Annotated in this window: 20 protein-coding genes; 4 read left to right on the top strand and 16 right to left on the bottom strand. The window is 36.5% G+C overall.

Translation table 11 applies throughout. From position 1 onward, the window contains the following. Positions 1-6: 6 nt before the first annotated feature. Positions 7-1,611, bottom strand: a complete 1,605-nt coding sequence (locus GQR60_RS10745; RefSeq protein WP_225441389.1) for a peptide chain release factor 3 — start codon at positions 1,609-1,611, stop codon at positions 7-9. A 216-nt stretch (positions 1,612-1,827) separates the two neighbouring features. Between GQR60_RS10745 and GQR60_RS10740 the strand changes: the two genes are divergently transcribed. The 3 genes from GQR60_RS10740 (at position 1,828) to GQR60_RS10730 (ending at position 6,368) form a co-directional block, all read left to right on the top strand. Beyond that, on the top strand, positions 1,828-2,328 hold the full coding sequence (locus GQR60_RS10740; protein ID WP_124992921.1) for a metallophosphoesterase family protein: 501 nt from the start codon (positions 1,828-1,830) through the stop codon (positions 2,326-2,328). 376 nt (positions 2,329-2,704) lie between these two features. Further along, complete coding sequence (locus tag GQR60_RS10735; protein ID WP_124992920.1) at positions 2,705-4,972, top strand: aconitate hydratase; 2,268 nt, start codon at positions 2,705-2,707, stop codon at positions 4,970-4,972. Between the two features lie 67 nt (positions 4,973-5,039). Next, complete coding sequence (locus GQR60_RS10730; RefSeq protein ID WP_124992919.1) at positions 5,040-6,368, top strand: citrate (Si)-synthase; 1,329 nt, start codon at positions 5,040-5,042, stop codon at positions 6,366-6,368. A 499-nt stretch (positions 6,369-6,867) separates the two neighbouring features. On the opposite strand, the gene GQR60_RS10725 is transcribed toward GQR60_RS10730, so the two are convergent. From GQR60_RS10725 to GQR60_RS10700, 6 genes are all read right to left on the bottom strand, one after another. Continuing rightward, positions 6,868-8,664, bottom strand: a complete 1,797-nt coding sequence (locus GQR60_RS10725) for a hypothetical protein (protein ID WP_124992918.1) — start codon at positions 8,662-8,664, stop codon at positions 6,868-6,870. 203 nt (positions 8,665-8,867) lie between these two features. Then, positions 8,868-9,374 carry a methylated-DNA--[protein]-cysteine S-methyltransferase gene (locus GQR60_RS10720; protein ID WP_124992917.1) on the bottom strand — a complete coding sequence of 169 codons (507 nt, stop codon included), beginning with the start codon at positions 9,372-9,374 and terminating at the stop codon, positions 8,868-8,870. A gap of 99 nt (positions 9,375-9,473) precedes the next feature. Next, positions 9,474-10,196 carry a tRNA threonylcarbamoyladenosine dehydratase gene (locus tag GQR60_RS10715; RefSeq protein ID WP_197092871.1) on the bottom strand — a complete coding sequence of 241 codons (723 nt, stop codon included), beginning with the start codon at positions 10,194-10,196 and terminating at the stop codon, positions 9,474-9,476. Then, complete coding sequence (locus GQR60_RS10710) at positions 10,193-10,861, bottom strand: TatD family hydrolase (protein WP_124992916.1); 669 nt, start codon at positions 10,859-10,861, stop codon at positions 10,193-10,195. The genes GQR60_RS10715 and GQR60_RS10710 overlap by 4 nt, the downstream gene beginning before the upstream one ends. Positions 10,862-11,341: 480 nt before the next feature. Continuing rightward, positions 11,342-11,989, bottom strand: coding sequence for an AlbA family DNA-binding domain-containing protein (locus GQR60_RS10705; protein WP_124992915.1), 648 nt, complete (start codon positions 11,987-11,989; stop codon positions 11,342-11,344). Between the two features lie 39 nt (positions 11,990-12,028). Then, positions 12,029-13,849 carry a peptidase U32 family protein gene (locus tag GQR60_RS10700; protein WP_124992914.1) on the bottom strand — a complete coding sequence of 607 codons (1,821 nt, stop codon included), beginning with the start codon at positions 13,847-13,849 and terminating at the stop codon, positions 12,029-12,031. Between the two features lie 282 nt (positions 13,850-14,131). Here GQR60_RS10700 and GQR60_RS10695 point away from each other — a divergent pair, with 282 nt between their 5' ends. Beyond that, positions 14,132-15,214: an alkene reductase gene (locus tag GQR60_RS10695; protein ID WP_124992913.1), complete on the top strand. Its 1,083-nt coding sequence runs from the start codon at positions 14,132-14,134 to the stop codon at positions 15,212-15,214. Between the two features lie 39 nt (positions 15,215-15,253). On the opposite strand, the gene GQR60_RS10690 is transcribed toward GQR60_RS10695, so the two are convergent. The 9 genes from GQR60_RS10690 to GQR60_RS10650 form a co-directional block, all read right to left on the bottom strand. Beyond that, positions 15,254-16,759, bottom strand: coding sequence for a PLP-dependent transferase (locus GQR60_RS10690; protein ID WP_160463460.1), 1,506 nt, complete (start codon positions 16,757-16,759; stop codon positions 15,254-15,256). Between the two features lie 16 nt (positions 16,760-16,775). Next, complete coding sequence (locus GQR60_RS10685) at positions 16,776-17,921, bottom strand: trans-sulfuration enzyme family protein (RefSeq protein WP_124992911.1); 1,146 nt, start codon at positions 17,919-17,921, stop codon at positions 16,776-16,778. A 200-nt stretch (positions 17,922-18,121) separates the two neighbouring features. Beyond that, the gene (locus GQR60_RS10680) at positions 18,122-19,000 is read right to left on the bottom strand and encodes an aldose 1-epimerase family protein (protein ID WP_124992910.1); all 879 of its coding nucleotides are present in this window, start codon (positions 18,998-19,000) and stop codon (positions 18,122-18,124) included. A gap of 74 nt (positions 19,001-19,074) precedes the next feature. After that, positions 19,075-19,824 carry a tetratricopeptide repeat protein gene (locus GQR60_RS10675; protein WP_124992909.1) on the bottom strand — a complete coding sequence of 250 codons (750 nt, stop codon included), beginning with the start codon at positions 19,822-19,824 and terminating at the stop codon, positions 19,075-19,077. Between the two features lie 129 nt (positions 19,825-19,953). Further along, entirely contained in the window at positions 19,954-21,765 is a 1,812-nt protein-coding gene (locus tag GQR60_RS10670; RefSeq protein WP_124992908.1) for a BatD family protein, read from the bottom strand. A gap of 94 nt (positions 21,766-21,859) precedes the next feature. After that, positions 21,860-22,654, bottom strand: coding sequence for a tetratricopeptide repeat protein (locus GQR60_RS10665; RefSeq protein WP_124992907.1), 795 nt, complete (start codon positions 22,652-22,654; stop codon positions 21,860-21,862). Between the two features lie 18 nt (positions 22,655-22,672). Beyond that, positions 22,673-23,710, bottom strand: a complete 1,038-nt coding sequence (locus GQR60_RS10660) for a vWA domain-containing protein (protein WP_124992906.1) — start codon at positions 23,708-23,710, stop codon at positions 22,673-22,675. A 34-nt stretch (positions 23,711-23,744) separates the two neighbouring features. Continuing rightward, positions 23,745-24,737: a vWA domain-containing protein gene (locus GQR60_RS10655; RefSeq protein ID WP_156196494.1), complete on the bottom strand. Its 993-nt coding sequence runs from the start codon at positions 24,735-24,737 to the stop codon at positions 23,745-23,747. 18 nt (positions 24,738-24,755) lie between these two features. Then, complete coding sequence (locus GQR60_RS10650) at positions 24,756-25,787, bottom strand: hypothetical protein (RefSeq protein WP_124992905.1); 1,032 nt, start codon at positions 25,785-25,787, stop codon at positions 24,756-24,758. Between the last annotated feature and the right edge of the window lie 5 nt (positions 25,788-25,792).

Here is a 25,792-nt window from a genome sequence, read left to right as displayed (position 1 = left end):
AGATGATTAAAATTCCGATGTGAAATGGAATTCCAATTTAGGGTAATTGCTTTGTGCCATTTGCAGCATATAGCCAGAATCAGCAAGGAAAACATCTCTTCCGTGTTTATCTTTTGCGATGTATTGATATTTGGCTTTTTTAAACTCTTTCAGCTGTTCATCATCATTGGATTTGATCCAGCAAGCCTTGTGAAGGTTGATGTGTTCCCAACGGCATGAGGCAGTATATTCGTGCAGCAGACGGTATTCAATTACTTCGAACTGAAGTGCACCAACGGTACCAATTACCTTGCGGCCATTAAATTCAGAAGTGAAAAGCTGGGCAACCCCTTCATCCATTAATTGGTCAACACCTTTTGCCAGTTGTTTCGATTTCATCGGATCAGCATTCTCGATGTATTTAAACAGCTCAGGAGAGAAACTCGGAATTCCTTTGAAGTGGATTTTTTCACCTTCAGTTAAAGTATCACCAATTTTAAAATTTCCAGTATCGTGCAAACCAACAATGTCGCCGGGGTACGCCTCTTCAATAATCGATTTTTTCTCGGCCATAAATGCTGTAGGACTCGAGAATTTTATTTTTTTGCCATTCCGAACATGTAAATAGGCCGTATTTCTTCTAAATACACCCGATACAATTTTCACAAAGGCAATACGGTCGCGGTGATTTGGATCCATATTCGCATGAATCTTAAAAACAAAGCCTGAGAATTTTTCTTCTGTAGGTTCAATTACACGCTCAACAGTTTGGCAAGGAAGGGGAGAAGGTGCAATCTGAATAAAAGCATCCAAAAGTTCCCGAACACCAAAATTATTTAAAGCTGAACCGAAGAAAACAGGAGCAATTTTTGCATCCAGATATTCCTGAATATTCAATTCAGGATAAACACCTGAAACTAGATCAAGCTCTTCTCTGAGAATTTCAGCATCATCCCCTATGTATTCTTCCAATTTAGGGTTGGAGAGATCGTCAAATTCAATGGTCTCCTGAATTGTTTGAGTTGCCGGAGTAAACAAACTCAAATTCTTTTGATAGATATTGTAAACTCCTTTAAATTCAGGCCCCATGTTAATTGGCCAGCTCAAAGGATTCACACTAATTTGTAATTCGGTTTCAATTTCATCAAGCAAATCAAACGCATCTTTTCCGCTTCGGTCCATTTTGTTAATGAAAACAATAACCGGCGTTTTTCGCATCCGGCAAACCTGCATTAATTTTCTGGTTTGTGCCTCAACCCCTTTTGCAACATCAATAACGATAATTACACTATCGCATGCTGTAAGTGTACGGAAAGTATCTTCAGCAAAATCCTGGTGACCTGGTGTGTCAAGAATATTTATTTTGTGGCCCTTGTATTCAAATCCCATAACGGAAGTTGCAACAGAGATTCCTCTTTGTCGTTCAATTTCCATGAAATCAGAAGTAGCCGTTTTTTTTATTTTGTTGGATTTTACAGCACCAGCAACATGAATAGCACCACCAAATAAAAGTAATTTTTCAGTTAGTGTTGTTTTTCCCGCATCCGGATGAGAAATAATCCCAAATGTTCTTCGTCTTTTTATCTCGTCTTTAAACCCCATTGATAGTATTTTCTTTAAAAATAAAAGCATGCAAAAGTAATCATTTTTTACTGATTATAGGTGTTTATCTGCCGATTAAATAGCTTGTCCTTTAGTAGCCTGATGAACCCCATGCAAGGGTGACAGCCTAGGTATATGCTGCTTTCAAGCGCTAACGATTGCTTAATTCAATTTGATTATTTCTGCATTTTCTTTCATTTTCTTTTTGTAGATTTACGCGTCAAAATTGCGGATAATAAAAAATTTATGAAGCGAATAGGATTACTTTCTGATACTCATGGATGGCTTGACCCGGTTGTGGTAAAGCATCTTAAAGAATGCGATGAAATATGGCATGCCGGAGATATCGGAGGAATTGAAATTGCTGATAAATTAGCTGAAATTGCACCACTTAGAGCCGTTCATGGAAATATAGATGACCATAATGTTCGCATGGTTTACCCAAAACACCAACGCTTCGTTTGCGAGGAGGTTGATGTCTGGATCACACACATTGGTGGTTATCCCAAAAATTACGATCGGAATGTAAAACCCGAAATTTTTGAGAATGCTCCGCAATTATTTATTTCAGGTCATTCGCATATTCTTAAGGTTATTTTCGATAAAGAATTGAATCTTTTGCATATAAATCCGGGAGCATCTGGAGTTCATGGTTTCCACAAAGTGCAAACAATAGTGAAATTCACAATTGAAGCAAAGGAAATTAAAGATCTTCAAGTTGTGGAATTTGGGAGTAAGGGCAAGTAAAAGCACTTAACTTACCGAAGTTCAGAAATACCTGAAAAGTCTGTTTTATCAAGGGGGAATTTATTGGAAGGAAGGGGTAATTATGCTCCTTTTTAAGCTGTCTGAAAGCTCATGAAGATTTTTAGTACATGCTTTTTAATATACCAAGTTTTTGTTATATTTAGATATTTAAATTTAATTATACTTAGCAGATCAGTTTTTTACTGAAAGCCTTATAAACAGCTGTAAGTCAGAATGCAGGTATTTGAGTGAAATGTACAATAAAATGCATAAAAAGATCGGGAAATCCGATAATAATTTATTTATTTTGTAGACTTTTTCGAATTCGAAATAAATACCAAGTGAAAATATATATAAATCAAAACTTCATCAAACTATGCTATTTGATTTTAAATTGATAAAATCTGTTTACGAACAAATGCCTGAAAGGGTGAAAAATGCCCGTAAAAACTTAGGCAAACCGCTTACCTTAAGCGAGAAAATTTTATACTCCCATTTATCTGTTGAGGAAAAAGGGAATAAGTTTACAAGAGGAGAAGATTACGTGAATTTTGCTCCGGATAGAGTTGCCATGCAGGATGCGACAGCGCAAATGGCACTTTTGCAATTTATGAATGCAGGGAAGACTAAAGTTGCTGTGCCATCAACGGTTCATTGCGACCATTTAATTCAAGCATCAATTGGTGCAGAGAAAGATTTGGCTGATGCAAAACAACAAAACAACGAAGTGTATGATTTCTTAGAGTCTGTTTCTCAGAAATATGGCATTGGTTTTTGGAAACCAGGTGCAGGTATCATTCATCAGGTGGTTCTTGAAAATTATGCATTCCCTGGAGGAATGATGATTGGAACCGATTCTCACACTGTAAATGCAGGAGGACTGGGAATGATTGCAATTGGTGTTGGTGGTGCCGATGCTGTTGATGTGATGGCGGGAATGCCCTGGGAATTGAAAATGCCTAAATTAATAGGAGTGAAGTTGACCGGAAAATTAAGTGGTTGGGTTTCTCCTAAAGATGTAATATTAAAAGTTGCCGGAATTCTTACCGTTAAAGGAGGAACAGGCGCTATTGTTGAATATTTTGGCGAAGGTGCTGATGCGATGTCTTGTACCGGCAAAGGAACCATCTGTAATATGGGTGCTGAAATTGGAGCAACTACCTCTATTTTTGGTTACGATCAAAACATGAGCAATTATCTTCGTCACACAGGACGTGAAGATGTTGCTGATTTAGCAGATGTGGTAATGGATCATCTTCGTTCGGATGAGGAAGTGTATGAGAATCCTGAAAAGTATTACGATCAGGTAATCGAAATCAACTTATCGGAAATGCAGCCATATATTAACGGTCCTTTTACTCCTGATTTGGCTCATAGTTTAAGTGAATTTGGAAAGGCTGTTAAAGAAAATAATTACCCTCAAAAATTGGAGGTTGGCCTAATTGGATCGTGTACCAATTCTTCTTACGAAGATCTTTCAAGAGCAGCATCTTTGGCAAAACAGGCTAAGGATAAAAACCTGAAAGTAAAAGCAGAATTTGTGGTGACTCCGGGTTCTGAATTGGTAAGATATACAACGGAACGGGATGGTATTTTAAAGGAGTTTGAAGAGATCGGCGGAGTAATTATGGCCAATGCCTGCGGACCTTGTATCGGACAGTGGAAACGTCATACAGAGGATCCAACCCGTAAAAATTCTATTATAACTTCATTCAATAGAAATTTTGCCAAACGAAATGACGGCAATCCAAATACTCATGGTTTTGTAGCGTCACCGGAATTGGTTACTGCCTTGGCTATCGCGGGAGATCTTTGTTTTAATCCGATGACCGATACTTTGATTAATGAAGATGGTGTTGAAGTGAGATTGGATGAACCAAAAGGTTTGGAGTTTCCACCGAACGGATTCGATATGAAGGATTCCGGTTATTTGGCTCCCGGCACTGATGGAAGTGCGATTGCCATTAATGTGAATGAGAGTTCGGAGCGCCTGCAGTTGCTTGCCCCATTTCAAGCCTGGGATGGTAAAGACTGGACTGGGTTGAATTTATTGATTAAGGCAAAAGGAAAATGTACAACCGATCATATTTCTATGGCAGGACCATGGTTAAGATACAGAGGACATTTGGATAATATCTCTAATAACATGTTGATTGGTGCCGTTAATTATTTCAATGGGGAAACCAATTCTATATTTAATCCGGTAAACGGCAAATATGAAGAAGTGCCTGTTACAGCAAGAGATTTAAAAGCCAGCGGATTGGGCTCTGTTGTGGTAGGAGATGAAAATTACGGAGAAGGCTCATCAAGAGAACATGCGGCAATGGAACCACGACATTTAGGTGTTAAAGTGGTAATCGTTCGTTCTTTCGCCAGAATTCATGAAACAAACCTAAAAAAACAAGGTGTTTTGGGGTTGACATTTGCAAACAAAGCTGATTACGATAAAATTCAGGAGAAGGATAAATTTGATGTTACCGGATTAACAGATTTCGCTCCTGGAAAACCATTGAAATTAATTGTTACGCATGAAGATGGGTCAAAAGACACAATTGTAGCGAACCATACCTATAACGATGTTCAAATTGAGTGGTTTAAAGCAGGAAGTGCTTTAAATTTAATCAGAATACAAAACGCAAAATAAACAATAAACATTTCCTAACGTGAAATCAGTCTCCCCGGTTGGTTTCCAAACATAAAGTTTAGACCATATGAAAAAAACACTAAAACAAACTTTGTTCAAAAAAATTAAGGAACATAGACCTAGAACAAAAAGATTATTGGAAGAATACGGGGATGTAGTTGTTGATCAGGTTACAATATCCCAGATAATTGGAGGAATGAGGGGACTGAAATCTTTGGTTACAGATATCTCTTATCTTGATCCGGATGAAGGGATACGTTACAGAGGATTTACATTGAATGAAGTAATTAAAGGCTTACCGAAACCTAAAGGGGGCGACATGCCCTACGTTGAGGGATTGTTTTATTTACTCCTTACCGGAGATTTCCCAAATCAGGAAGAGGTAATGCAGGTTGTTGATGAATTTAGCAAGCGTAGAATTGTACCTCGCTATGTTTACGAGGTAATTGATTCATTTCCATGCTGCAGTCATCCAATGGCCATTTTTTCAACGGCTATTCTTACATTAAACAGGGAATCTGTTTTTAACAGACAATACCATGCCGGATTAAATAAGAAGGAGTATTGGGATGCAACTTATGAAGATGCATTAAATTTGCTTGCTAAACTTCCCGAGATAGCTTCTTACATTTATAATAAATTGTATCGTCAGGGACCAAGAATTCAATCCAATCCTAATTTGGATATGGGTGCTAATTTTGCTCACATGATGGGCGTTGCAAAGCCTTATGACGATGTGTCCCGTTTGCATTTCATCATTCATAGTGATCATGAAAGTGGTAATGTGAGTGCGCATACAGGTCACTTGGTAGCCAGTTCATTATCAGACATTTATCTTTCTACGTCTGCAATGATTAATGGTTTGGCCGGCCCATTGCATGGTCTTGCCAATCAGGAAGTTTTAAGATGGCTGCAAGAGGTAATGGATAAAATGGACAATCGGATTCCTACTAAAGAGGAGATGACCCAGTTCGTATGGGATACATTAAACTCGGGTCAGGTGATTCCAGGTTTTGGTCATGCTGTATTGCGTAAGACTGATCCAAGATATATGCTTCAGCGCGAATTTAGTTTGAAGCATCTGCCTGAGGATCCTATTTTTAAATATGCGGATATGCTGTATCAAGTAGTGCCTGAGATTCTTAAAGAGCATGGAAAGGCGAAGAATCCCTGGCCAAACGTTGATGCACAATCTGGTGTAATTCAGTGGCATTACGGAGTTACGGAATATGATTTTTATACCGTTCTGTTCGGGATTGGCCGTTCAATTGGTATTTGTGCTAATGTGATTTGGGATAGGGCATTAGGCTATCCTTTGGAAAGACCAAAATCAATCACAACTGATATGCTGGAGAAAATTGCGGGTATTAAGAAAATGGTGGAAGCTGAAGAGTAAAAACAATTTGTGATATAATAAGACTGAGCTGATTTCTGAAAGGAAATCAGCTTTTTTTACAGCAAAAAAAAACTGCATAAAAGTTGGTGAAGACTTTTATACAGTTTTGCGCAAAAACTAACAATATGGAAAACGTTCCAATGAATTCTAACTTAATTTTGAAAGAAAAGAGAATCACTTTAAATCCTGCTACACAATTCTAACCCTAACCTAAACCAATGCAGGATTTAAAGTATCCTCGCAGCAGAAGCACATGCTGCTAATCCGTCTCATTTCACAATTTGGTCAGTAACCTTATTGTGATATCCCTTTCACCTTACAAATATGGATGTTTTTTAAGAGAGAAAAATCATTGGTTTTACCCAATGTGAAGGATGGAAATACTCAAAAAAAATGGGTGATTTACGCCATTTTAATTACCTGTATTACGTAATGAATTGATGGCGGGTAGAATAGGAAGAGAAAAGCCAATCGAATATCGATTGGCTTTACATGTTGATTATTTTTCAGAGGAAATAAGCAACCCCCGAATTTCGAGTTCTAATTTCTCCAGATCTTTACCAACCTGGTTTTTCATATTTTTAAATTTACCGGTTATATTATTCGATAAATTTTTATAGTAGTCAACCCCGTTTAAAAGATTGTTTTTGTACTTTTCAAGAGATTTAAGTTGTTTCGTTACAGGATTATGAAGCTCATCAATTTGTTCTTTTAAATAGTCAATATACAGACTCATTTCTTTTATGAACATGTGAGGCCGGTCTGTTCTAACAATCAAATTTGTTCGATTGTAAATGTGATCAACCATTTCCTTCAATTTAGCCTTTTTCGAAAAATATGCCAGATTTGGCCCAGGGCAAATCGATACTCCATCACCATCTGCTTTTGTATCGATATGATTTACCAAAAAAGAAGATGCCGACAAACCTTTACACAAACATGTTTTTTCTAGAAGTAAACTAACTTCTTTTTCATATTCTTTTTCCGAAAGATTTTTCTCTTTTAAATCAGCCAGTTTTAACTTTTGGTATTGAACTGACGCGGTACAAATTGGTTTTTCAGTAAACTCAGTATTGGCTAACATGTATTTTTTTGTACATGCGCTTCCTGGCTTGTTTTCTGCAAATTTCTTAAGAACATCTCTGTCTCTGGTGTTTGCAACAAGGTTGTTGTAACGAACACCTAAAGGAGAAGCATGACTAAGCTTTAAATCCTTTTCCTGAGCTTCCTCAAGTAGGTGCAAGGTATTTTCATCAACGTCGCAGGCTTCAGGAACCAAAAGAAAGGGAGTTCCCCAGCCAATAGAATCAAGATTGTAATGGTTCATCAGAAACTCTTGTTCTTCAGCTGTACCAACTCCACCTTGAGCGGTGATTCTTATGTCTAAATTTGATTTTGGGCAGACTCTTTCTTTTCCCTTTAGAGCTTGAAATAAAATCTCGCTAAGAGTTACTCTTAGCTCCTCTCTGTTATTCTTGAATTCTTCAAGAATCGGACCCATTAAAAAGCCTTCGGTTGCAAAAGCATGACCGCCGCAATTCAAACCGGATTCAATTCGGAACTCCGAAATCCAGATTCCTTTTTTTGCAAGGAATTTACCTTGTATTAAGGCAGAGCGGTAATCACTGACTTTCAGAACAATTTTCTTCTTTATATAGCCGTTTTCATCCGGATAAAAGTCTTCAAATTGCTCTAAATAACCATATAAGCGTGGGTTCATTCCGGCAGATAAAACCATGGAGCTCTCCAGGTTACTCATGGCAAATCCACGAAGAGCTGCATGTGCATCGTTATATTCTGCAGGTAATTGCTCACCTTCATAAAAGTTGTCTTTGTCTAGCTTGGTCATGATGTTTACATCAATAGAACCAAGAGGAAGGTTTTTCACCAACCATTCTTTCGCTTCTTTTACGTAAGAATTGCCTTCAAATTTTTCTTTAAATTCTTTTTTTACTTCTGAAAAATCAGGAAGTAAATCAAGATATTCCTCTAGATTTTCTTTCTTTTCTTGTACGGATGCTTTTAGATTCTCAAATTTATCTTTTACGATCTTATCTATTAAATTGAGGTAAGAGGTGATTCTTTCTGCACGAAAATCTTTAGTTTTCTCCGAAATTGGTAAAAATGGCAAGCTGAGTTTATTGCAATACAATTCTCTCATTTTCTCAAGTAGAATATCATCAACAATTGAAACAACAGATGAAATTCCTAAATGAGCCACTTTTACAGGAGTGTCCACCGTATATCCGGTTCCCATAACTGGGATATGGAAACTATGTCCTAAAATTTTACTCATGTAATTGGATATTGATTTTATGATTTTTTTGGCAAATTTCACAAGCTAAATCAATAGCATTTAGCTATAAAATTGCCTTGCGCAAGTTAGCCTATTTGTCAATGATATCAAAGCTATTTTGGGTATTTATATTTCTTATTCAGGAAAAACGCATAAAACATGAATAAGATAGAAAAGCTTGATAGATAAAGGGTAAACAGCATTTAAAACAGCAGATATTGATCTTTCGAGGGCGTAAGATCAATGTTTTCTATTTCCAGCAGTTTAGCCTTATTGGATAGTCCTCCGGCATAACCGGTAAGTTTCCCGTTTTTTCCGATAACCCGATGACAAGGAATTATTATAGGAATTGGGTTTTTAGAATTAGCCATTCCGATTGCTCTGCACGCAGAAGGTTTATTTATAGCTAAGGCAATATCCAGATAAGAACATGTTTTCCCATATGGAATCTTCAGAAGTTGATTCCATATTTGTTTTTGAAAAGCGGTTCCGTCAGGTGAGAGTTTCACATCAAATGTGGTTCGCTCATTGGCAAAGTAGGAAATTAACTGATCGGCAACCGTTTTCAATTTATTGGAATCTTTAATCCAATTTGGTTTTATTCCATTTGATTGATTCCCTTCATCAAACTGAATCTGTTTTAAACCACTGTCATCTGCTACAAGCAACAAATTACCCACGGGAGAAGGAAGAATATCGTAGTAGATCATATCAGTTAATTTAGAAAATAATGATGTGTAAGTTCTTGTCAATGTACTAAATATTATAAAGAATAACATGGAATGTTGCTTTCTGTGCTGTAAAAATAATTAATCTGATAGCAATCCATTTATTACTACCGAAGAGCAGAAGCACCCGAATAGAGGAGGCATATATGAAATAGTACCAACATTTGATTTTTTATTTTTGCTTTCAGCGAGTATTACTGCATTTTTAGATACATCTTCCGGAGAAAAAACGACCTGTACGCCTTCGTGCACTCCTAATTGGTGAAGTTTTTTACGAAGCATTCTAGCCAATTTGCAGTTATATGATTTTGATATATCAGTAATCTGAATTTTCGTTGGATCCATTTTACCTCCTGCACCCATTGCACTCACAATTTTCAGATTGTTTTGTAAGCTATGGTAGATGAGAAAGATTTTTGGAGCTAAGGTATCTATTGCATCTAAAACATAGTCGTACTTTTTTTCTCGTAAAACTTCAATTATTCTCTCGTCGCGAAGGTATTCGTTAAGGATGTTGAGCTTTAAATTAGGATTGATATCCAAAAGACGTTCGCCCATTACTTTTGCCTTATCTTTTCCCAGATTGCTGATACTTGCGGGGAGTTGACGATTGATATTTGTAATTTCAATATCGTCGCCATCAACAATGGTCATTTCTCCAACACCGGCACGACATATTTGTTCTGCCGCGTAAGCTCCAACACCACCTAGTCCAACAACAAGAACATGTGCATTTTTTAGTTTGTCCAATTTATCATTCCCCAGAAGCAGTTCTGTTCTGCTTAGCCATTCTGTATTCATCATTTATTAAAACAGGTCGTAAAATTTGATAGTAATTCTTTTTGTAGATCCTCTATTTTAAGATCTTTTATAGTAGCTGCCTTTTTGTATATTTCTTCAATATCTGTATCACTGTCATCCGTTTCGAGAAATATTTTTTTTACAGGAAGTGTTTTGAAAATGTGTTGTAAATTCTTATTAATCAGTAAAGCCTTTCCAAATGAAATGTAACATCCCAATTCTATTAAATCTTCGGCAATTTGCAAGTTCTTAACAAATCCATGAATAATCCATGGCAGCTTAGTATTTGTTTTTTTACGAATGCTGATTATTTCTGAATAACATTTTACGCAATGGATAATTACAGGCTTATTAAACTGATCGGCTATCTGCAATTGTTTCAAAAATATTTCTTTCTGAATGGAAAGAGGAGTTTCGATGATTCGATCGAGCCCTATTTCTCCTATGGCTAAAACTGACTTGTATGAAGCCCTATTTCTCATTTTATTCAATGCCGAAGGAATGTTTACGGACTTAATTGTCCATGGATGAATTCCTACAGAATAATACATAGTTTGACTATCCAACAGTTGTTCTTCCGGCTGAATTGATCGAATAGAACGAACATTGGACTGAGAACTAAAGTTATGTGTATGAATATTGATATAGGGTGCCACCGACAAAGTCATTTTTTTGGCAAAAATACAAATATTGCTGATTGATCCAAATTTCGTGATTTAAGCAGGTGGTCTTGACTGTATAACGTTTTAATAACTTGTGCATTGAGTAATTGGAAATGTGAATTTGTTTAATTTTGTATAAAAAATACACCGTAAGCCTTGCAAAAGCAGAGATTCTTCATTAGCTTGCAAGTAATAAGAGAACGTTCTTTGGAAATAAGATAATAGCATACCGCATTAATTATCGATTGTTAAACTCAACATTTATAAGATACCGAGAAAGCTACATGCTTGCTAAAGCGGGCCCCAACCTTCGGGTTGTTTCGGCACAGGGGATACTTGATCAGGCTGGCACTCAAATCCTGTCATTTAGGAGTTTAAAATCCTATTAATTAGTGCGGTTTTTTTGTGCTTTTTTTTTATGTTCTAATTGTACAAATCCACACATAATCAAGTCGATGGAACTAAATAGTCTTTGACTGACGTGTTTTATATTCTTGAAATTTTTTCTCGTTTTATGAGGTATTTGGTACCTCCTGCATAAAAGTTTAATTCAATAACATTCCAGCAAATTAGTTTCACTAATATCCGTTCTGCCTTGTAGCGACTAATTTTTGCAATTCTGCAATATTGATTGAGACTAATCTCTTGATTACGATTAAGGTATTCCATTAAAACGGCTTCTGTTTCGGTGTATTTTAAATAGGTGCCGATTGGTTTTGACTTTCGTTTCCAAACTTCAAGAAGAACTTTGTTTGCCAGAATATTTTCATCGTCTTTTCGTAGGTACGCCAACCATTTTCCTTTTTCATTTTCGGCATAATGAGGCATTTTTTTGGAAGGTGGTACAGTGATTTCCAAAACATTTTTACCGCTTATTTGCCAGACTTTGCTCTCGAAAGCAATTTTAGGACGACTGTACATATCAGCCGCAGCTTTTATCATGTGGAATTCTTCTTCTACTTTTGCTCCGGCAATTTTCCCATTGTCTTTTACACCAATAAGTAATTTCCCACCATCGGTATTGGCAAAAGCAGATAATGATCTGGCAATTTTTCGGGAATCAGTAATACAGAATTTAAAATCCTGTTGCTGATGTTCTCCCTCACGAATTAATTCTTCTATATAGTGAACCATAGCTAATATTCTTAAATAGGGTTCGAATTTCGGTTTGTTCTATTCAAAAATGATTTTCATTTCGCATCGCTGGCACTGAAATTCAAGTTTGTAACGATTTTTATTATCAACAAGATACAATGGTTGATTTGTTTTTTGTCCGGTACTAACCTCCTTGTTGCACATACCAAATTCATGACGCAAACAATGCTTTGTGGTCATGATTGTTTTCCCTTTGAAATTGGATTGTAGTTCAAAACCTTTTTCGATTTTTTCGACCCCACACTTGTGATAAAACTCTTCGGCCTTACAATTGACTACATTACCCATATAATTCAGGTTTTTTGTATGATATTGGGGATGCGAGATTAGCGCTTTCGTTTTGGGCTGTTGAAATGCATTAAGCCGATTTTCAGTTAAAGAATCAAGAACCTGTCGGCGCAGCTCATTCAGCACTTTGGCCTGAACAAAGGGTGCTTTAGTAAAGTTGGTTTCAATGGAATTGATCGAGTAGATTGAATCTCCCGATTTTGATAATTGATTTTTAAGATTAGTAATTGCCATTTCAGCATTGCGGGCCAATTCAAACTTTTCCTTAAGTTGAACCGAAGCACTAATGCCGTCTTCATCTGCAGCAAATAAGGTCAGAATATTTTCTTTAAATTCCAGAAAAAGATCCGCTGAAATTCTTCTGATAGAGTTGTCTCTTTTAAGCGTTTTGGCAAATTCGTGATCGTTATTACGATACAAAACAGCACCTTTAACCAGCATGCTCATATCATTTGGGAAAACCTGTTTCCCTTTTACTCCATTCACCAGAATTCCTTTTAACAGCTTATTGTGATTAAAAAAGCAAAGACCATCACCATTGTGAATTTCAAATTTGGTATCAATTATAAAATGATCTTTTCGGATGTCAACAATCTTACCAATTTCTTTTCCTAATGATTTTGGCGTGTGGAAATTTGCGATTTCGGGAATTCTACCTGTAAAAAAATAGTTGGTGAAACCGCGGTTAAAAGTTCTCTCTAAATCCGGTTCAAAGTTTGGTTTAACTGTCCCTGACGATGCTTTTTCAAATTCTTTTTTCTTTGTAAAAACATCATCTAATTCTTTTCTGTAATAGTTTGTAACATTCTTTAGATAGGAACTGTCTTTTAAACGTCCCTCAATTTTCAGAGAGCAAATGCCGCTTTCCACCAATTCTTTCATATGACCGGATAGATTCAGGTCTTTTAAAGAGAGCAGGTGCTTGTCTTTCGCAATTACTTTTCCTTCTCCGTCAACTAAATCGTATTTCATCCGGCAAGCCTGACTGCATTCTCCGCGATTTGCAGAGCGTCCGCCAACAGCATGAGAGAAATAGCACTGCCCACTAAGTGAAACACATAATGCGCCGTGAATAAAATATTCAAGCTCTGCCGTGGTGTTTTTTCTTATTTCTTTAATCTGATCCAGAGAAAGCTCCCGGGCAAGAATAATTCGTTTAAATCCTACTTGTTCCAAAAATTTAATCCGATCGAGATCGTAATTATGAGTTTGGGTGCTGGCATGAAGTTCGATAGGAGGAAGATTCATTTCCAGAACTCCCATATCCTGAACAATCAGAGCATCAGCCCCAAGTTTATAAAGTTGATGAATCAGCTCTTCAGCTTCTTTTAATTCATGGTCATATAGAATCGTATTCATCGTGATGAATACTTTCGCCCAGTATTTATGAGCATATTTAATCAACTCCCCAATATCTTCGAGAGTATTTCCTGCGGCTGATCGGGCACCAAATTTAGGTGCACCAATATATATAGCATCAGCTCCGTAATTAATGGCAGCCATTCCTGTTTCCAGATTTTTGGCTGGAGCTAATAGTTCTATTTGTTTCATGTGTCTGAAATTGTTTAAAGATGTCAGAAGGAATTTATCTTGATTAAACAATCATGCTCATGTATGAGTTAATAATTATTAAATCACAGACGTTTCATTCTTTTCAAATTTTTAGCGAAGATACAAACCAATCTTGAGATCAATAGAAATTCAACTTGATTGTTTTCTTGCTCAATAATAAATAGCAACTATAAATTCATTTATACTTATCTCTAATATTTCTTTTTTTAGAAATCAGAATCTTATTTATATCTTGATTAAATAAAAATAACGAAAAAGAAGATGAATAAAAATACATTATTGACTCCTTTTGCGATTGGTAAAATCGAATTGGGAAATAGAATGGTAATGGCTCCAATGACCAGAAACAGAGCCGGAGAAGGAAATATTCCGACAAAATTGATGGCAGAGTACTACAAACAAAGAGCAGGAGCAGGTTTAATCATATCAGAGGCGAGTCAAATATCACCTCAGGGAATGGGTTATCCGGCAACGCCTGGGATTTATAGTAAAGAACAGGTTGATGGTTGGAAACAAATTACAAAAGCTGTTCATGATAAAGGCGGGAAGATATTTATTCAACTATGGCATGTTGGGCGGATTTCGCATCCCGATTTTCACAATGGAGAATTGCCGGTATCACCTTCTGCTGTTCGTCCTGCAGGACAAGCATTTACTTATGAAGGATTAAAAGATTTTGTGACTCCCAGAGCTTTGGAAACAGAGGAGATTGCAGCCATTGTGGAAGATTATAAAAAAGCAGCGAAACATGCGAAGGATGCAGGTTTTGACGGCGTTGAAATTCATGCAGCAAATGGTTACTTAATCGATCAGTTTTTAGAAGATAAAACAAATCATCGAACCGATAAATATGGTGGAACAGTAGAGAATCGAGCTCGTTTTTTGTTTGAAGTTTTAGACGCAACACTGCAGGTTTGGGATTCTTCATCGGTAGGTATTCGTCTTTCGCCCAGTGGTTTGTTTAATGATATGGGAGATTCGGATCCAACATCAATTTTTAATTATGTGATTGATAAATTGAATGCATATGATCTTTCTTATTTGCATTTGATTGAACCATTGATGCCTCTTGATGATCACCCTCAATTGATAAAGGATGTGGTTGATTATTACGGAAAACAGTACAAAGGCGTTCGAATGGTGAATGGAGGATTTACGAAAGAGACAGGTCATAAAGTTATTGCTTCTAAAAAAGCAGAATTGGTTTCTTTCGGAGTACCCTATTTAGCCAATCCTGATTTAGAAAAACGATTTGAACAAGGAGCTGAATTGAATGCAGCTAATAAAGAAACTTTTTATGGAGGTAATGAAGTTGGATATACCGACTATCCGGCTCTTTCATAGATTTTAAAATTAAGAACTCCGAATGAGATTCGGAGTTCTTTAGATTTGATTCAAGGCTTTTTCGAAAATGCTGATTAATTCTTCGATTGGCTCAGTGCCGACTGATATCCGAACCAATTCCCAGTTGATTCCCTTTTCGGCAAGTAGTTTTCGTCCTTCTTTGGTCTTAATCAAATCGTAATGAGCCAAATAAAAATAAGGCATTACCAATGTGAATTCTGTGCCAAGACTTGGACCTTTGGGAAGTTCAAGAGCATTATAAAATTTTTCAATGGAGCCATTAAATTCAATAGAAATTAATCCGGCATAGTTGTTTTCCTCTTTCTCAATTTTCGAATAGTTTGCTGTGTTTTTTTTATTGTGCGACCAATTAACGGTTTTTACTGCAGGATGGGATTCGAAAAAAAGAGCCAATTCGAATGCATTTTTTCGAATGGATTTAACTCTCGATTCCATACCTGAAATTTGAAATGCAATTCTTTCCAAATCTCTTCTGTATAATTCTTGTTGGTAGGGTTTTAAATCAACCAAATTGTTCTTTGTCCAGTTCGAATTAGGATTTGGAACAATACAACCAGCCATAACATCAGCCATTCCAGATGCAAATTTTGTGAGGCTTTCCACCGCAAAATCACAATAAGGCAGATAATTCATATTCACGCATGTTCCAATGGTTCCATCCACAATTAATGGGATATCGAGCTTGCTTAAATGCGAATATAGAAAAGGCAAATTAGGAGTATGAAGAAAAGGATTGGTTGGAATTTCGGTAAATACTGCGGCAATTTTCTCTTTGTTAGCTTCAATTACCAATAGTAATTCTTTCTCGTCATAAACAGAGATTAGCTCCAAATAAGATTCACTGTACTTTCTCAAAATATCTATGGTATCGGTGTATAACCAACCATATTGAATAAAAACAATGGCTTTTTTTAGCTTTTGAATTTGATTAATGCCCTCAAAAAGAGAATATATCGCATTCATTCCACTCGAAAATAGTTCAATATTTTGATTCTTATCTAGCAGGAACTGTTTTTGGAGTTCTTGTTTAACGTGCTGTTCCGGATTAGTAGAAAGCATTTCCTCTTGATGGGGATTGTTTATGAGTTTTAGCTTGAGTAAGAAATCCTCTAATTGTCTCGAAAAAACTTTGTGTCCGGTATGCTGAATAAAGTCGCATGCTTTTTTGAGAGCAGGATTTTGCGAATCAACAGAAATGGTGAAGATTCCGTTTAATTCATATTCTTTGAAATTAAGTTCAAAAAAACTACTTACAAGTTGACAGGAGGATTTTGATGGAAACAGGAAGAGATGTTTCTCTTCGCTAATTGAAAAATGAGCCTTAAAATATTCAATAACCTTTTTTTCGTAAGGATGACAGAAAAAGCGGGGATAGCCTGTTTCCATGCAATTCCGCCAGTTATTCTTATTTTCTTCATAGGAATATACATCCTGAATAGTTGGAAGACTAACAGAAATAGCGTGAACATTGTGCGGTGGAATCGATTTTCCGCAAGTTATGTTTCGGTATGGGGTTTTAACCATGCATTTTTCCATTAAATTATTTAAGCGCGTTTTCTAAATCTTCAAGCAGATCATCGATGTGTTCCAGTCCGATGGACAATCGAACCGTAGATGGGAAGATTCCAATCGCTTGCAGATCCTCTTTAGAAAAGGACGCGTGACTAATTTTAGCGGGAATTTCAATTCGTGAATCAGCAGTTCCGAACGAGGCTTTTTCTCCAAACCAGCGAGTGGCTGCTACCAATTTTTCAGCCGTTTCGACATTCTGCATGTGAACAGTGAGTACGCCGGGGAAAATTTTCATTTGAGATTTTGCCAACTCATGTTGCGGATGATTTTTGGAACCTGGATACACCAGCTTATTCACTTTTGGGTGTTTCTCCAAATATTCAGCAACCTGAATTGCACTTTGTTCATGATGCTTGAGTCGTAAGGGGAGAGTAGGTATTCCCAGTGAAATTAAAAATACATCAAAGGGATTTTGGGAACGACCTTCGGCATTGGCAAAATAGGCAACCTTTTCGCCATCTTCCTCCCATTTAGAGACCAATGCACCAGCCACAGTACTTCCATGTCCTGAAATGTACTTTGTAGCGCTGAAAACAGAAAAATCAGCTCCCAAATCAAGCGGTTTCTGAGATGCAAATGTAGCGAGACTGTTATCAACGGCAAATTTGCTTCCATTGTTTTTGGCAAGCATTACCAATTCTCTTAAATCAATAATTTTCATTCCCGGATTGGTGGGAGATTCACAAAGAACTAAATCAAAGTTGTCGGTTTCCAATAAGTTTTGAATTTCCAAAAGATCAGTAAAATCAGCAAAGAAAACTTCTACATTGTATTTGTCTTTATACACTTGTAAAAGTCGGTAAGTGCCGCCATAACAATCTTTTTCAACCAAAATTTTACTGTTTGCTTTTAATACAGTTTCGAAAAGCAAGGCAATTGCTCCAATTCCGGTATGAGTGCACGAACAAGATGCACCATTTTCAGCCTTGGCAAAAACCGTTTCCAAAGCATCTCTGGTTGGGTTATCGGAGCGGGTATAATCGTATATTTTAGATCCCGATTGTTTTTTCAGATCAAAGGTAGCTGTTTGATAAATGGGCAGGTGCGACGCTCCATATGGATCGTATACGCCACCTTCCTCAGCCAAATGAGCAAGTAAAGTTTCAATATGCATTCTCGAAAAATTGATTAAATAATTATCAGCTTTTTATTCAAATTAACTTGCTCGTTTTTACTGTGGTTGCAGCAGAAAATTTAAAGCTTATTACAAATTTAACTTTTCGGATGAAGAATTGCTTCTGAAAAGCAAAAAAAAGATGTGTTTGTCTTTAATTTTGATTGGAGATAAAAAAAGAGCCTTTGGGCTCTTCTGTTTTATTCTGTGATTTCTATCGAATATGCAGCACTAAATGTTTGGCCCGAATCAAGAGATTGAATGATTTCTTTTTCAGAAAATTCCCGGCTCGAATCATAGCTGTCAGCGATTCCAATCCATGGTTCAATGCAAACATAGGGTGCATTTGGTTTGGCCCAAAGTCCAAGATATGGGAAATCATCAAGGCTGACTTTTAAGGAGAAATTTGAATTCTTACTCCTTAATTTCACAAAGGAGGATTTTAGATTTTTAAAAATCAGAGCATCCTTTGCGAAAAGATCTGGTGCAAGTTCAATTCGATCATTTTCATCTAAAATCAATTTTCCTTCCTGGCCAATAAGTCCATTGTCAACAATCATCCAGGTGTGTGCAGTTTCTTTTTGCTCAAATTCCAGATAATAATCGGAGTACTTTTCACCTTCCTTTAACGGACATGCAAAAGCGGGATGTCCTCCCAGACAGAAAAGCATATCCTTCGAGCCTGTGTTTACAACATCATGTTTTACATGTAATTTCTTACCATCCAATATATAATGAATGTAGAATTCAAACTTGAAAGGATAAAGTTTGCGCGTGTTTTCATTTGATTTTAATACAAAACAAAGCTCATTCTCTGATTTGCTGTGCAATTGAATATCTTTATTGTTGCGAATAAATCCATGTTTGGGCATTGCATATTCTTTGCCTTCATGAATAAATCCATCATCTTTTAAACAGCCAATTACCGGGAATAGGTTGGGAGCATGGCTTCCCCAAATTTCAGGATCGGCTTGCCATATAAATTCCTGATTGGTAAGTCTCGATTTAATACTGCAAAGTTCAGCTCCTTTTTCAAGAACCTCAATTTGGAAGAATTCGTTTTGTATGCTGTATTTCATATTGCTGTTTAATAAGCTTGTTGTATGAATAAAAAGGATTTCGAAGCCGAAATCCTTTTACGTTATTGAGTTAATTATATCATTTCAATGTCTTCTTTTTTCAGCCAACCTTCATTGCCATCGCTAAGAAGAATGTTTCGCCAATCCTGCAGTTCACCAATCACTTTAACTTTTGTGCCTTCGTGCAGTAAGAACAATTCGGTACCGCTTTTATCCGGAGAACCTTTAATAGTAACACTAGGGCTAACAATAATTGCATGCTCGCGAATATTGATTTCATCTGTTTTTTTTGATGCAAAAGAATAAGTCATGATTGAAATGCCAAAGGCAAAAAAAGCGAAGAAAAAACCCAACTTTTTTAGTCCCGATTTGTTGCTGTACAGATAAAAACAGGCAAAAGTAAGCGTCAGTAAGAAAAATAGAATTGAAAAGTAAGACCATATATCAGCCGAAAAACTATTTCGAATTCCAGAAAACCATCTTTTTATAAATATTTCGGGCAAAACATCAAACTTATCCAAAACATGTTTACGGGCTAAGTCTAAATTGTACTGAATATCTTTGTCGTTAGGAGAGAATAGTAAGGCACGCTCATAGTTTAAAATGGAAGAAGAGATTTCTCCTGTTTTGTAGTAAGCATTTCCCAGATTAAAATAAATTTCCGGTGCTTCTAAATGAGTATCTAAAACAAATTCGTAAGCTTGAATTGCTTTCTCGTATTCTCCTTTTTTATACATCTCATTGGCCTCAGCAATTGGGTTAACTTGAGCCCATGTTTGAGTGCTGATAAATATGGCGAGTATAAATTGTAATGCTTTTTTCATCTGTTTATAATTTTTATGCAATTGTCAGATGGAACTTACCTTGATTAAATAATCATGCTCATGTATGAGTTAATAATTATTTAATCATGTACGTTTCATGTTTAATTCGATATTACACAATCAATTAATCTATTTTATATTTTTCTCCAACTTGGTGATTGTATCCATGCTTGTCTGATACAACTCATCCATTTCCGACGATCCGGCCGATGGAGAGTATCTGGCAAACTCGCAGGTGTCCAATATGCTTAGAAATTCATCCTTAAGTTCCAATTCAACTCCTTTGCTAAGCAAAATCTCACTAATATTTTCTTTATTCAGATTCTCCAAAGGTAAATTCAACTTATCCGATGTATATCCCCAAATTGCTTTAAGAATCTCATCGTAAAACTGATCCTTCTGTTTTGCTTTTAGACTTGCCGAAGCCATTTTTAATCTTTTCATCGCAATGCGGTTGGCACGTTTGTTTTTTAATTTAGCGGTGTCGGCATTTTCTTTTATTCGTTTTCTGTTGAATACAAATGCTAAAACAAACAGGAAGAAGGGAATAATATACGCCAAATAGAAATTTGTGGTTCCAAAGAAAACCTCGCCTTTTAATTGAGGTGTGAAATCGTTGGTTTTAATATAGCGGATATCTTTTCCTAGAAATTTCACCTTCTCTTTAGTAAAGGAGCTAATGATAGTTCCTGAATTATCTCCATCTCCCTTTGCTACTTTAACGGTAAATTTTTTGGTAGAACGAGTTCTGAATATTTTAGCTTTCGGATCGAAGAAGCTGAAGTCAACCGACGGAATCTCATATTCACCAGCATGCCGGGGAATAATTAAATATTCAAATGTGGTTGAGCCACTCATTCCTGCTTCTGAGCTTTTTAAATTCTGCGATGTTTTTGGGTCGTAAACTTCAAAATCGGCAGGAAAGTTAAATTCCAAAGGTTTAATCAACTTCAGATTTCCGTTACCTTCTACTTTTACCCGCATGGTAATCGCATCATTTGCCTTCACTGAATCTTTATCGATAGTTGTAGACAAAGTGAAATTTCCAACGGCACCGTCAAAACTTGCTGGTTTATTTGATGGAAAGTCTTTCACCCTAATTTTTATAGGTTTGCTTTTACGGGGCACTCTAATGTCCTGATAATTATCAAAGAAATCATCAAAGAAACCACTTCGTTTGTTTGCCTGACGCTGACGAATGATCACCTCTAATTCAAAAGGATCAATTGTAATTTCCCCCGTGTGTTGTGGAAAAAGAATTAATTTCCGAATAATTCCAGTATTGTAAATGGTTCCGTTTATATTTTCTCTTTCTAAAGAAATTTGTCCGGGGGTTGGTACTTCCTGACTTAAAAAACCGTCAAACGAAGGGAATTTTGAATCGCCAAATCCAGCAATGGTAAGTCGTGTATATACTTTAATGGTTGCAACAACGTGCTCACCCATATAAACATTATTCCGATCTAATTTTACCTTAACAAATAAATTGTCTTCTGTGATTTTTTGGCTTGATGCAGAGTTTTGTGATTGTTTCGAACCTGTATCCTGCTGGGTTTTATTCACCTTAACAACTTCAATCGTAAGTGAATTTGATGTTTTAGTTTCACCATCAACAGTAATTGTTGCAGGCTTAATGTCAAATTTTCCTTCCTTTTCGGCCAAAAGAACATAGGTGTACGAGTAGGATGAGCTGGAAGTAACTTTTCCATTAATAATTTGCGTACTCATACTGCTTGATGTGGAAGGCCCCATAAGAACCCTAAATCCATCAAGAGCTGGAATTTTAATATTTTTTCCTTTGTTGTTAAGGGAATAGGTTAAACGAAATTGTTCGCCAAGTTCCACAACATTTGGAGCCGAAGCAGTAAATTTAATTTCATCAGCAAATACTGATGTAGCAATTAAAATGACTGTTACTAATGAGAGAAGTATTTTCTTCATCTGTATATATTTGTGTTTCAGATGTTATAAATGCAATTAATTTGTCCGGTAATTCTTTCGCAAATTTACTGATTAATCAATTAGGAAATATCAATTACCAATCCTTTTTGATTTTGGATCTTTTTGCTTTTTGAGCAACCGCTTTGGCTTTTTGTACCTTTTCCTGAACCTTCTTTTCATCATTTTCAAGAGCTTCTAGCAAGCGCTTGGCATCCTGTTCAGATATCTTATTTTGCTGTTCCTCAGGATCACCTTTCTTTTTATCCTGATTTTCAGGTTTATCTTTCTGATCTTTCTTGTCCTGATCTTTCTTGTCCTGATCTTTTTTATCCTGATCCTTTTTATTTTGATCCTTTTTATTTTGATCTTTTTTGTTTTGATCCTTATTCTGGTCTTTTTTATCCTGATTCTTGTTCTGGTCTTTATTTTGATCCTGTTTCTTCTTCTTTTCTTCCTCTTTCTGTTTCATTTTTTTTGCATATTCCAAATTGTATTTGGTTTCTTTCGAATTTGGAAAGTTACGAAGGGATTCTTTGTAAGCCTCAATACTTTCATCAATTTTCCGGTTCATCAGAAGAGTGTTTCCAATGTTGTGGTAGATTTCCCCGAGTTTTTTAGGATCCTTTTCAGTGGCCGTTAGAGCTTGGTACTGCTTTAATGCTTCATCATACTTCTTTTGCTTGTACAAGGCATCTCCCAAATTAAAGCCGGCTTCATACGAATTGATTTTTTTATCAAGTGCTTTTCGATATTCTACTTCCGAGTTTTCATATTCATTCCCCTCAAACAATCCATTGCCCTTGCGAATAAATTTTCGCTCCTTTTGTGCCAATGCATCTAAACTAAAGAGGCAAAGCAGACCGATGAATAATGCTATATATTTGTTCATAATAATCAGAATTGAGTTCTATTTCGATGGTTTAAACAAATTGATATCTTTTAAATGGCGGTTTTTACGTTCCAGAACTAAAAATTCCAGAAAGAGCAACAACAATCCTATGGCAATAAACAATTGGAATTTTTCGTCGTAAGCAGCATATACTCTCTGCTCCAGTTCCGTTTTGTTCATTTTATTTATTTCATTAAAAAGGGCATTTAAACCAGTTGTAGTATTGTTGGCTATCACCGGTTTTCCCCCTCCGGCAGTAGCAATTTGTTCAACCATTTGCTGATCCAATTTTGATATTACAATATTGCCCTTTTCATCCCGTCTGAAATCCCGGGATCCGGGACTTACAGGAATTGGAGCACCTTCCGGTAATCCCATGGCAATAGTATGTACTATAATTCCTTTATCAAAAGCTGCTTTTGCTGCCGAAATTGCATCATCCTCATGGTTTTCACCATCGGTAATTACAATAATAGCTTTGCTGGCCTCACTATCGGGAGTAAAACTTTTTGCCGCTAAGTTTATTGCAGCACCAATTGCAGTTCCTTGTATGGGAACAATATCAGTACTAATGGAGGACAAGAACAATTTTGCAGATGCATAATCTGTTGTTATCGGTAATTGAGTATATGCCTCGCCGGCAAAAACGACCAAGCCAATTTTATCATTATTCAGTTTGTCAACCATTTTAGAAACAGCTCGTTTTGCCCGTTCCAATCTATTGGGTTGAATGTCTTGTGCCATCATCGAATTGGATACATCCAGCGCAATGATAATTTCTACTCCTTTTCTTTTAATGGTTTGGAGTTTTGAACCAAATTGAGGTCCTGCAAGACCAAAAATGATAAAACTTAAAGCCAGCAATAGAATACCGAACTTGTAAAACGGTCGGGTAAAGGAAGCGTATGGCATTAGCTGCGAGATGATATTCATCTCACCAAACTCTTCAAGAGCTTTCTTTTTCCTTGAATAACTGATCCAATATATAATTACAAGAATTGGAAGTATCAGAAATAAGTATAGAAGATCCGGATGATCAAGTCGAAATTGATTCATTGTTCAATGATTTTCTGTGTTCAATTAATATCAATTACGGAATGTTCCGCAATATTGAATTACGTAAAGCAATTTCAAGAAGTAAAAATAAAGCGGCAAGCAATGCAAAAATTAAGTATTCCTCGCTTTTTGTAATGTATTGTTTCACCTCAATTTTACTTTTCTCCAACTTATCAATTTGTTCGTAAATTGCTTTTAATTTATTATTGTCAGTTGCCCGAAAGTATTGACCACCTGTCATATCAGCAATTTGCTGCAATACTTCTTCGTCAATTTTTACAGGCATGTTTCTCATACTAATACCAAAAGCCGTTTGAATAGGGTAGGGAGCCATTCCCATGGTGCCGATACCAATTGTGTAAACTCTTATTCCAAAGGTTTTTGCCAATTCTGCTGCCGTAATAGGAGCAATCTCTCCCTGATTGTTTACTCCGTCGGTTAAGAGAATAACAACTTTCGATTTTGATTTGCTGTCCTTTAAACGATTCACCGCATTTGCTAATCCAAGCCCGATTGCTGTACCATCTTCAATCATTCCACTTTGGATGTCGTTGAAAAGGTTGATTAAAACAGCATGATCGGTTGTTAAAGGACATTGAGTGAAACTCTCGCCGCTAAAAATTACCAATCCAATTTTATCATCTTCGCGGCCGGAAATAAAGTTCACTGCCACTTCCTTTGCCGCTTCCAATCTGTCCGGTTCAAAATCGCGGGCAAGCATACTACTCGAAATATCAAGCGACATAACGATGTCAATTCCTTCCGTAGTTACATCTCTTCGGCTATTGCTCGATTGCGGGCGGGCAACAGCAAGCACTAAAAATACTATTGCTAAAACCCGAAATACAAATAAAGCATGCCGCAAGTAGTATTTGTAGGTTTTGGCACTTGAATGAAAGCTTTTTAATGTTGACACCTGAATACTTGCATGAGCATTCTTGTCCTTTAAGATGTACCATGCAATTAATGGTATCAAAAGGATCAGCAAGTAAAAATATTCAGGATTTGCAAATTCTATAGAACTCATACTTTGTATTTTCAAAGTTTACTTTTCTTCCTTTTTTGTCTCTTCCACTGCAATAGATTCTTTTTCCTCTTTAGCAGGAGCTTCTTCAACAATGGTGGTCTCAATAATTTTGTAGGCAAATTTCAAACTTAGTTCATTTTCATCCTGAAGAGGGGTGAATTTAGCGAATTTGGCTAAATCGGCACGTTCAAGAATGTCCTTCAGTTTGGCATGCCAGTCTGAATTTACCTCCACAGCATTTACTGCTTTTAATATCTCATCAGTAGTTGATTCCTGAGTTGATAGTTGGAAACGTTCATCCAAATAATAGCGGATTGTATCTGTAAGGTCAGAATGAAACTGTTTCACCTTTCCGGTTTCCCAAAGCTTTTGTTTTTTGATCTCATCCAACTTACGTAAGGCAATAATATGAGCCGGTTCGGCTGGTTTTGCTTTAACGAATAAAGGTTGGTTTTTCTTCCGCTTGCGCAAATATAAAATCAATAAAACAATTAATGCTGCAACAATCAATCCACCAAATACCCAGGGAGCAATTTCGGCAAAAGCGATTGGTGTATGTATTGGCATAACAATGTCAAAATTAGCCTTGCTGGTATCAATGTCGAAGGTTTTTACGCCCAATAACATTGTATCCGTTCGAATGATATTCATCAGATTTTCGTCGTGAATCTTGAATTCAAAAGGATTCATTTTGTGAACACCATCATCAAAAGACGTAATCAAAAAGTTTTTATTCACTTTAATGTTTCCATTTTCTAACGGGATAGTATCCTGAGGAGATTGTTTTATGATCTCGACTCCCGAACCAATGCTGTCCATAAATACCGGAAACTCTACCCGAAGACTTTTTGGCTGTTCTATGGAAAGTAAAAGGTTTATTTGATCACCAATAACAATAACATTGGTATCGAGTTGTGCGCTGTAGTTAATCCCTTTTTCTTCTTCCTGAGCAAAAGACGAGAAGGAGGAAAAAGTAGCTCCCAATACAATTGCAAATGCGACAAGTGCTTTTGCGAACAGTTTATTTGGGATGTTCATTCTATTTGTCATAGTCG

It is taken from the genome of Labilibaculum euxinicum (assembly GCF_009795715.1).
Taxonomy (GTDB): Bacteria; Bacteroidota; Bacteroidia; order Bacteroidales; family Marinifilaceae; genus Labilibaculum; species Labilibaculum euxinus.
Note: the sequence above shows the minus strand (reverse complement) of the source record. Positions and strands in the feature narration are given on the sequence as shown.

Coding starts and splice junctions, on each gene's coding strand:
- GQR60_RS10745 (WP_225441389.1), bottom strand. CDS start 1,611: ATGCTTTTATTTTTAAAGAAAATACTATCAATGGGGTTTAAAGACGAG.
- GQR60_RS10740 (WP_124992921.1), top strand. CDS start 1,828: ATGAAGCGAATAGGATTACTTTCTGATACTCATGGATGGCTTGACCCG.
- GQR60_RS10735 (WP_124992920.1), top strand. CDS start 2,705: ATGCTATTTGATTTTAAATTGATAAAATCTGTTTACGAACAAATGCCT.
- GQR60_RS10730 (WP_124992919.1), top strand. CDS start 5,040: ATGAAAAAAACACTAAAACAAACTTTGTTCAAAAAAATTAAGGAACAT.
- GQR60_RS10725 (WP_124992918.1), bottom strand. CDS start 8,664: ATGAGTAAAATTTTAGGACATAGTTTCCATATCCCAGTTATGGGAACC.
- GQR60_RS10720 (WP_124992917.1), bottom strand. CDS start 9,374: ATGATCTACTACGATATTCTTCCTTCTCCCGTGGGTAATTTGTTGCTT.
- GQR60_RS10715 (WP_197092871.1), bottom strand. CDS start 10,196: ATGATGAATACAGAATGGCTAAGCAGAACAGAACTGCTTCTGGGGAAT.
- GQR60_RS10710 (WP_124992916.1), bottom strand. CDS start 10,861: ATGACTTTGTCGGTGGCACCCTATATCAATATTCATACACATAACTTT.
- GQR60_RS10705 (WP_124992915.1), bottom strand. CDS start 11,989: ATGGTTCACTATATAGAAGAATTAATTCGTGAGGGAGAACATCAGCAA.
- GQR60_RS10700 (WP_124992914.1), bottom strand. CDS start 13,849: ATGAAACAAATAGAACTATTAGCTCCAGCCAAAAATCTGGAAACAGGA.
- GQR60_RS10695 (WP_124992913.1), top strand. CDS start 14,132: ATGAATAAAAATACATTATTGACTCCTTTTGCGATTGGTAAAATCGAA.
- GQR60_RS10690 (WP_160463460.1), bottom strand. CDS start 16,759: ATGGTTAAAACCCCATACCGAAACATAACTTGCGGAAAATCGATTCCA.
- GQR60_RS10685 (WP_124992911.1), bottom strand. CDS start 17,921: ATGCATATTGAAACTTTACTTGCTCATTTGGCTGAGGAAGGTGGCGTA.
- GQR60_RS10680 (WP_124992910.1), bottom strand. CDS start 19,000: ATGAAATACAGCATACAAAACGAATTCTTCCAAATTGAGGTTCTTGAA.
- GQR60_RS10675 (WP_124992909.1), bottom strand. CDS start 19,824: ATGAAAAAAGCATTACAATTTATACTCGCCATATTTATCAGCACTCAA.
- GQR60_RS10670 (WP_124992908.1), bottom strand. CDS start 21,765: ATGAAGAAAATACTTCTCTCATTAGTAACAGTCATTTTAATTGCTACA.
- GQR60_RS10665 (WP_124992907.1), bottom strand. CDS start 22,654: ATGAACAAATATATAGCATTATTCATCGGTCTGCTTTGCCTCTTTAGT.
- GQR60_RS10660 (WP_124992906.1), bottom strand. CDS start 23,710: ATGAATCAATTTCGACTTGATCATCCGGATCTTCTATACTTATTTCTG.
- GQR60_RS10655 (WP_156196494.1), bottom strand. CDS start 24,737: ATGAGTTCTATAGAATTTGCAAATCCTGAATATTTTTACTTGCTGATC.
- GQR60_RS10650 (WP_124992905.1), bottom strand. CDS start 25,787: ATGACAAATAGAATGAACATCCCAAATAAACTGTTCGCAAAAGCACTT.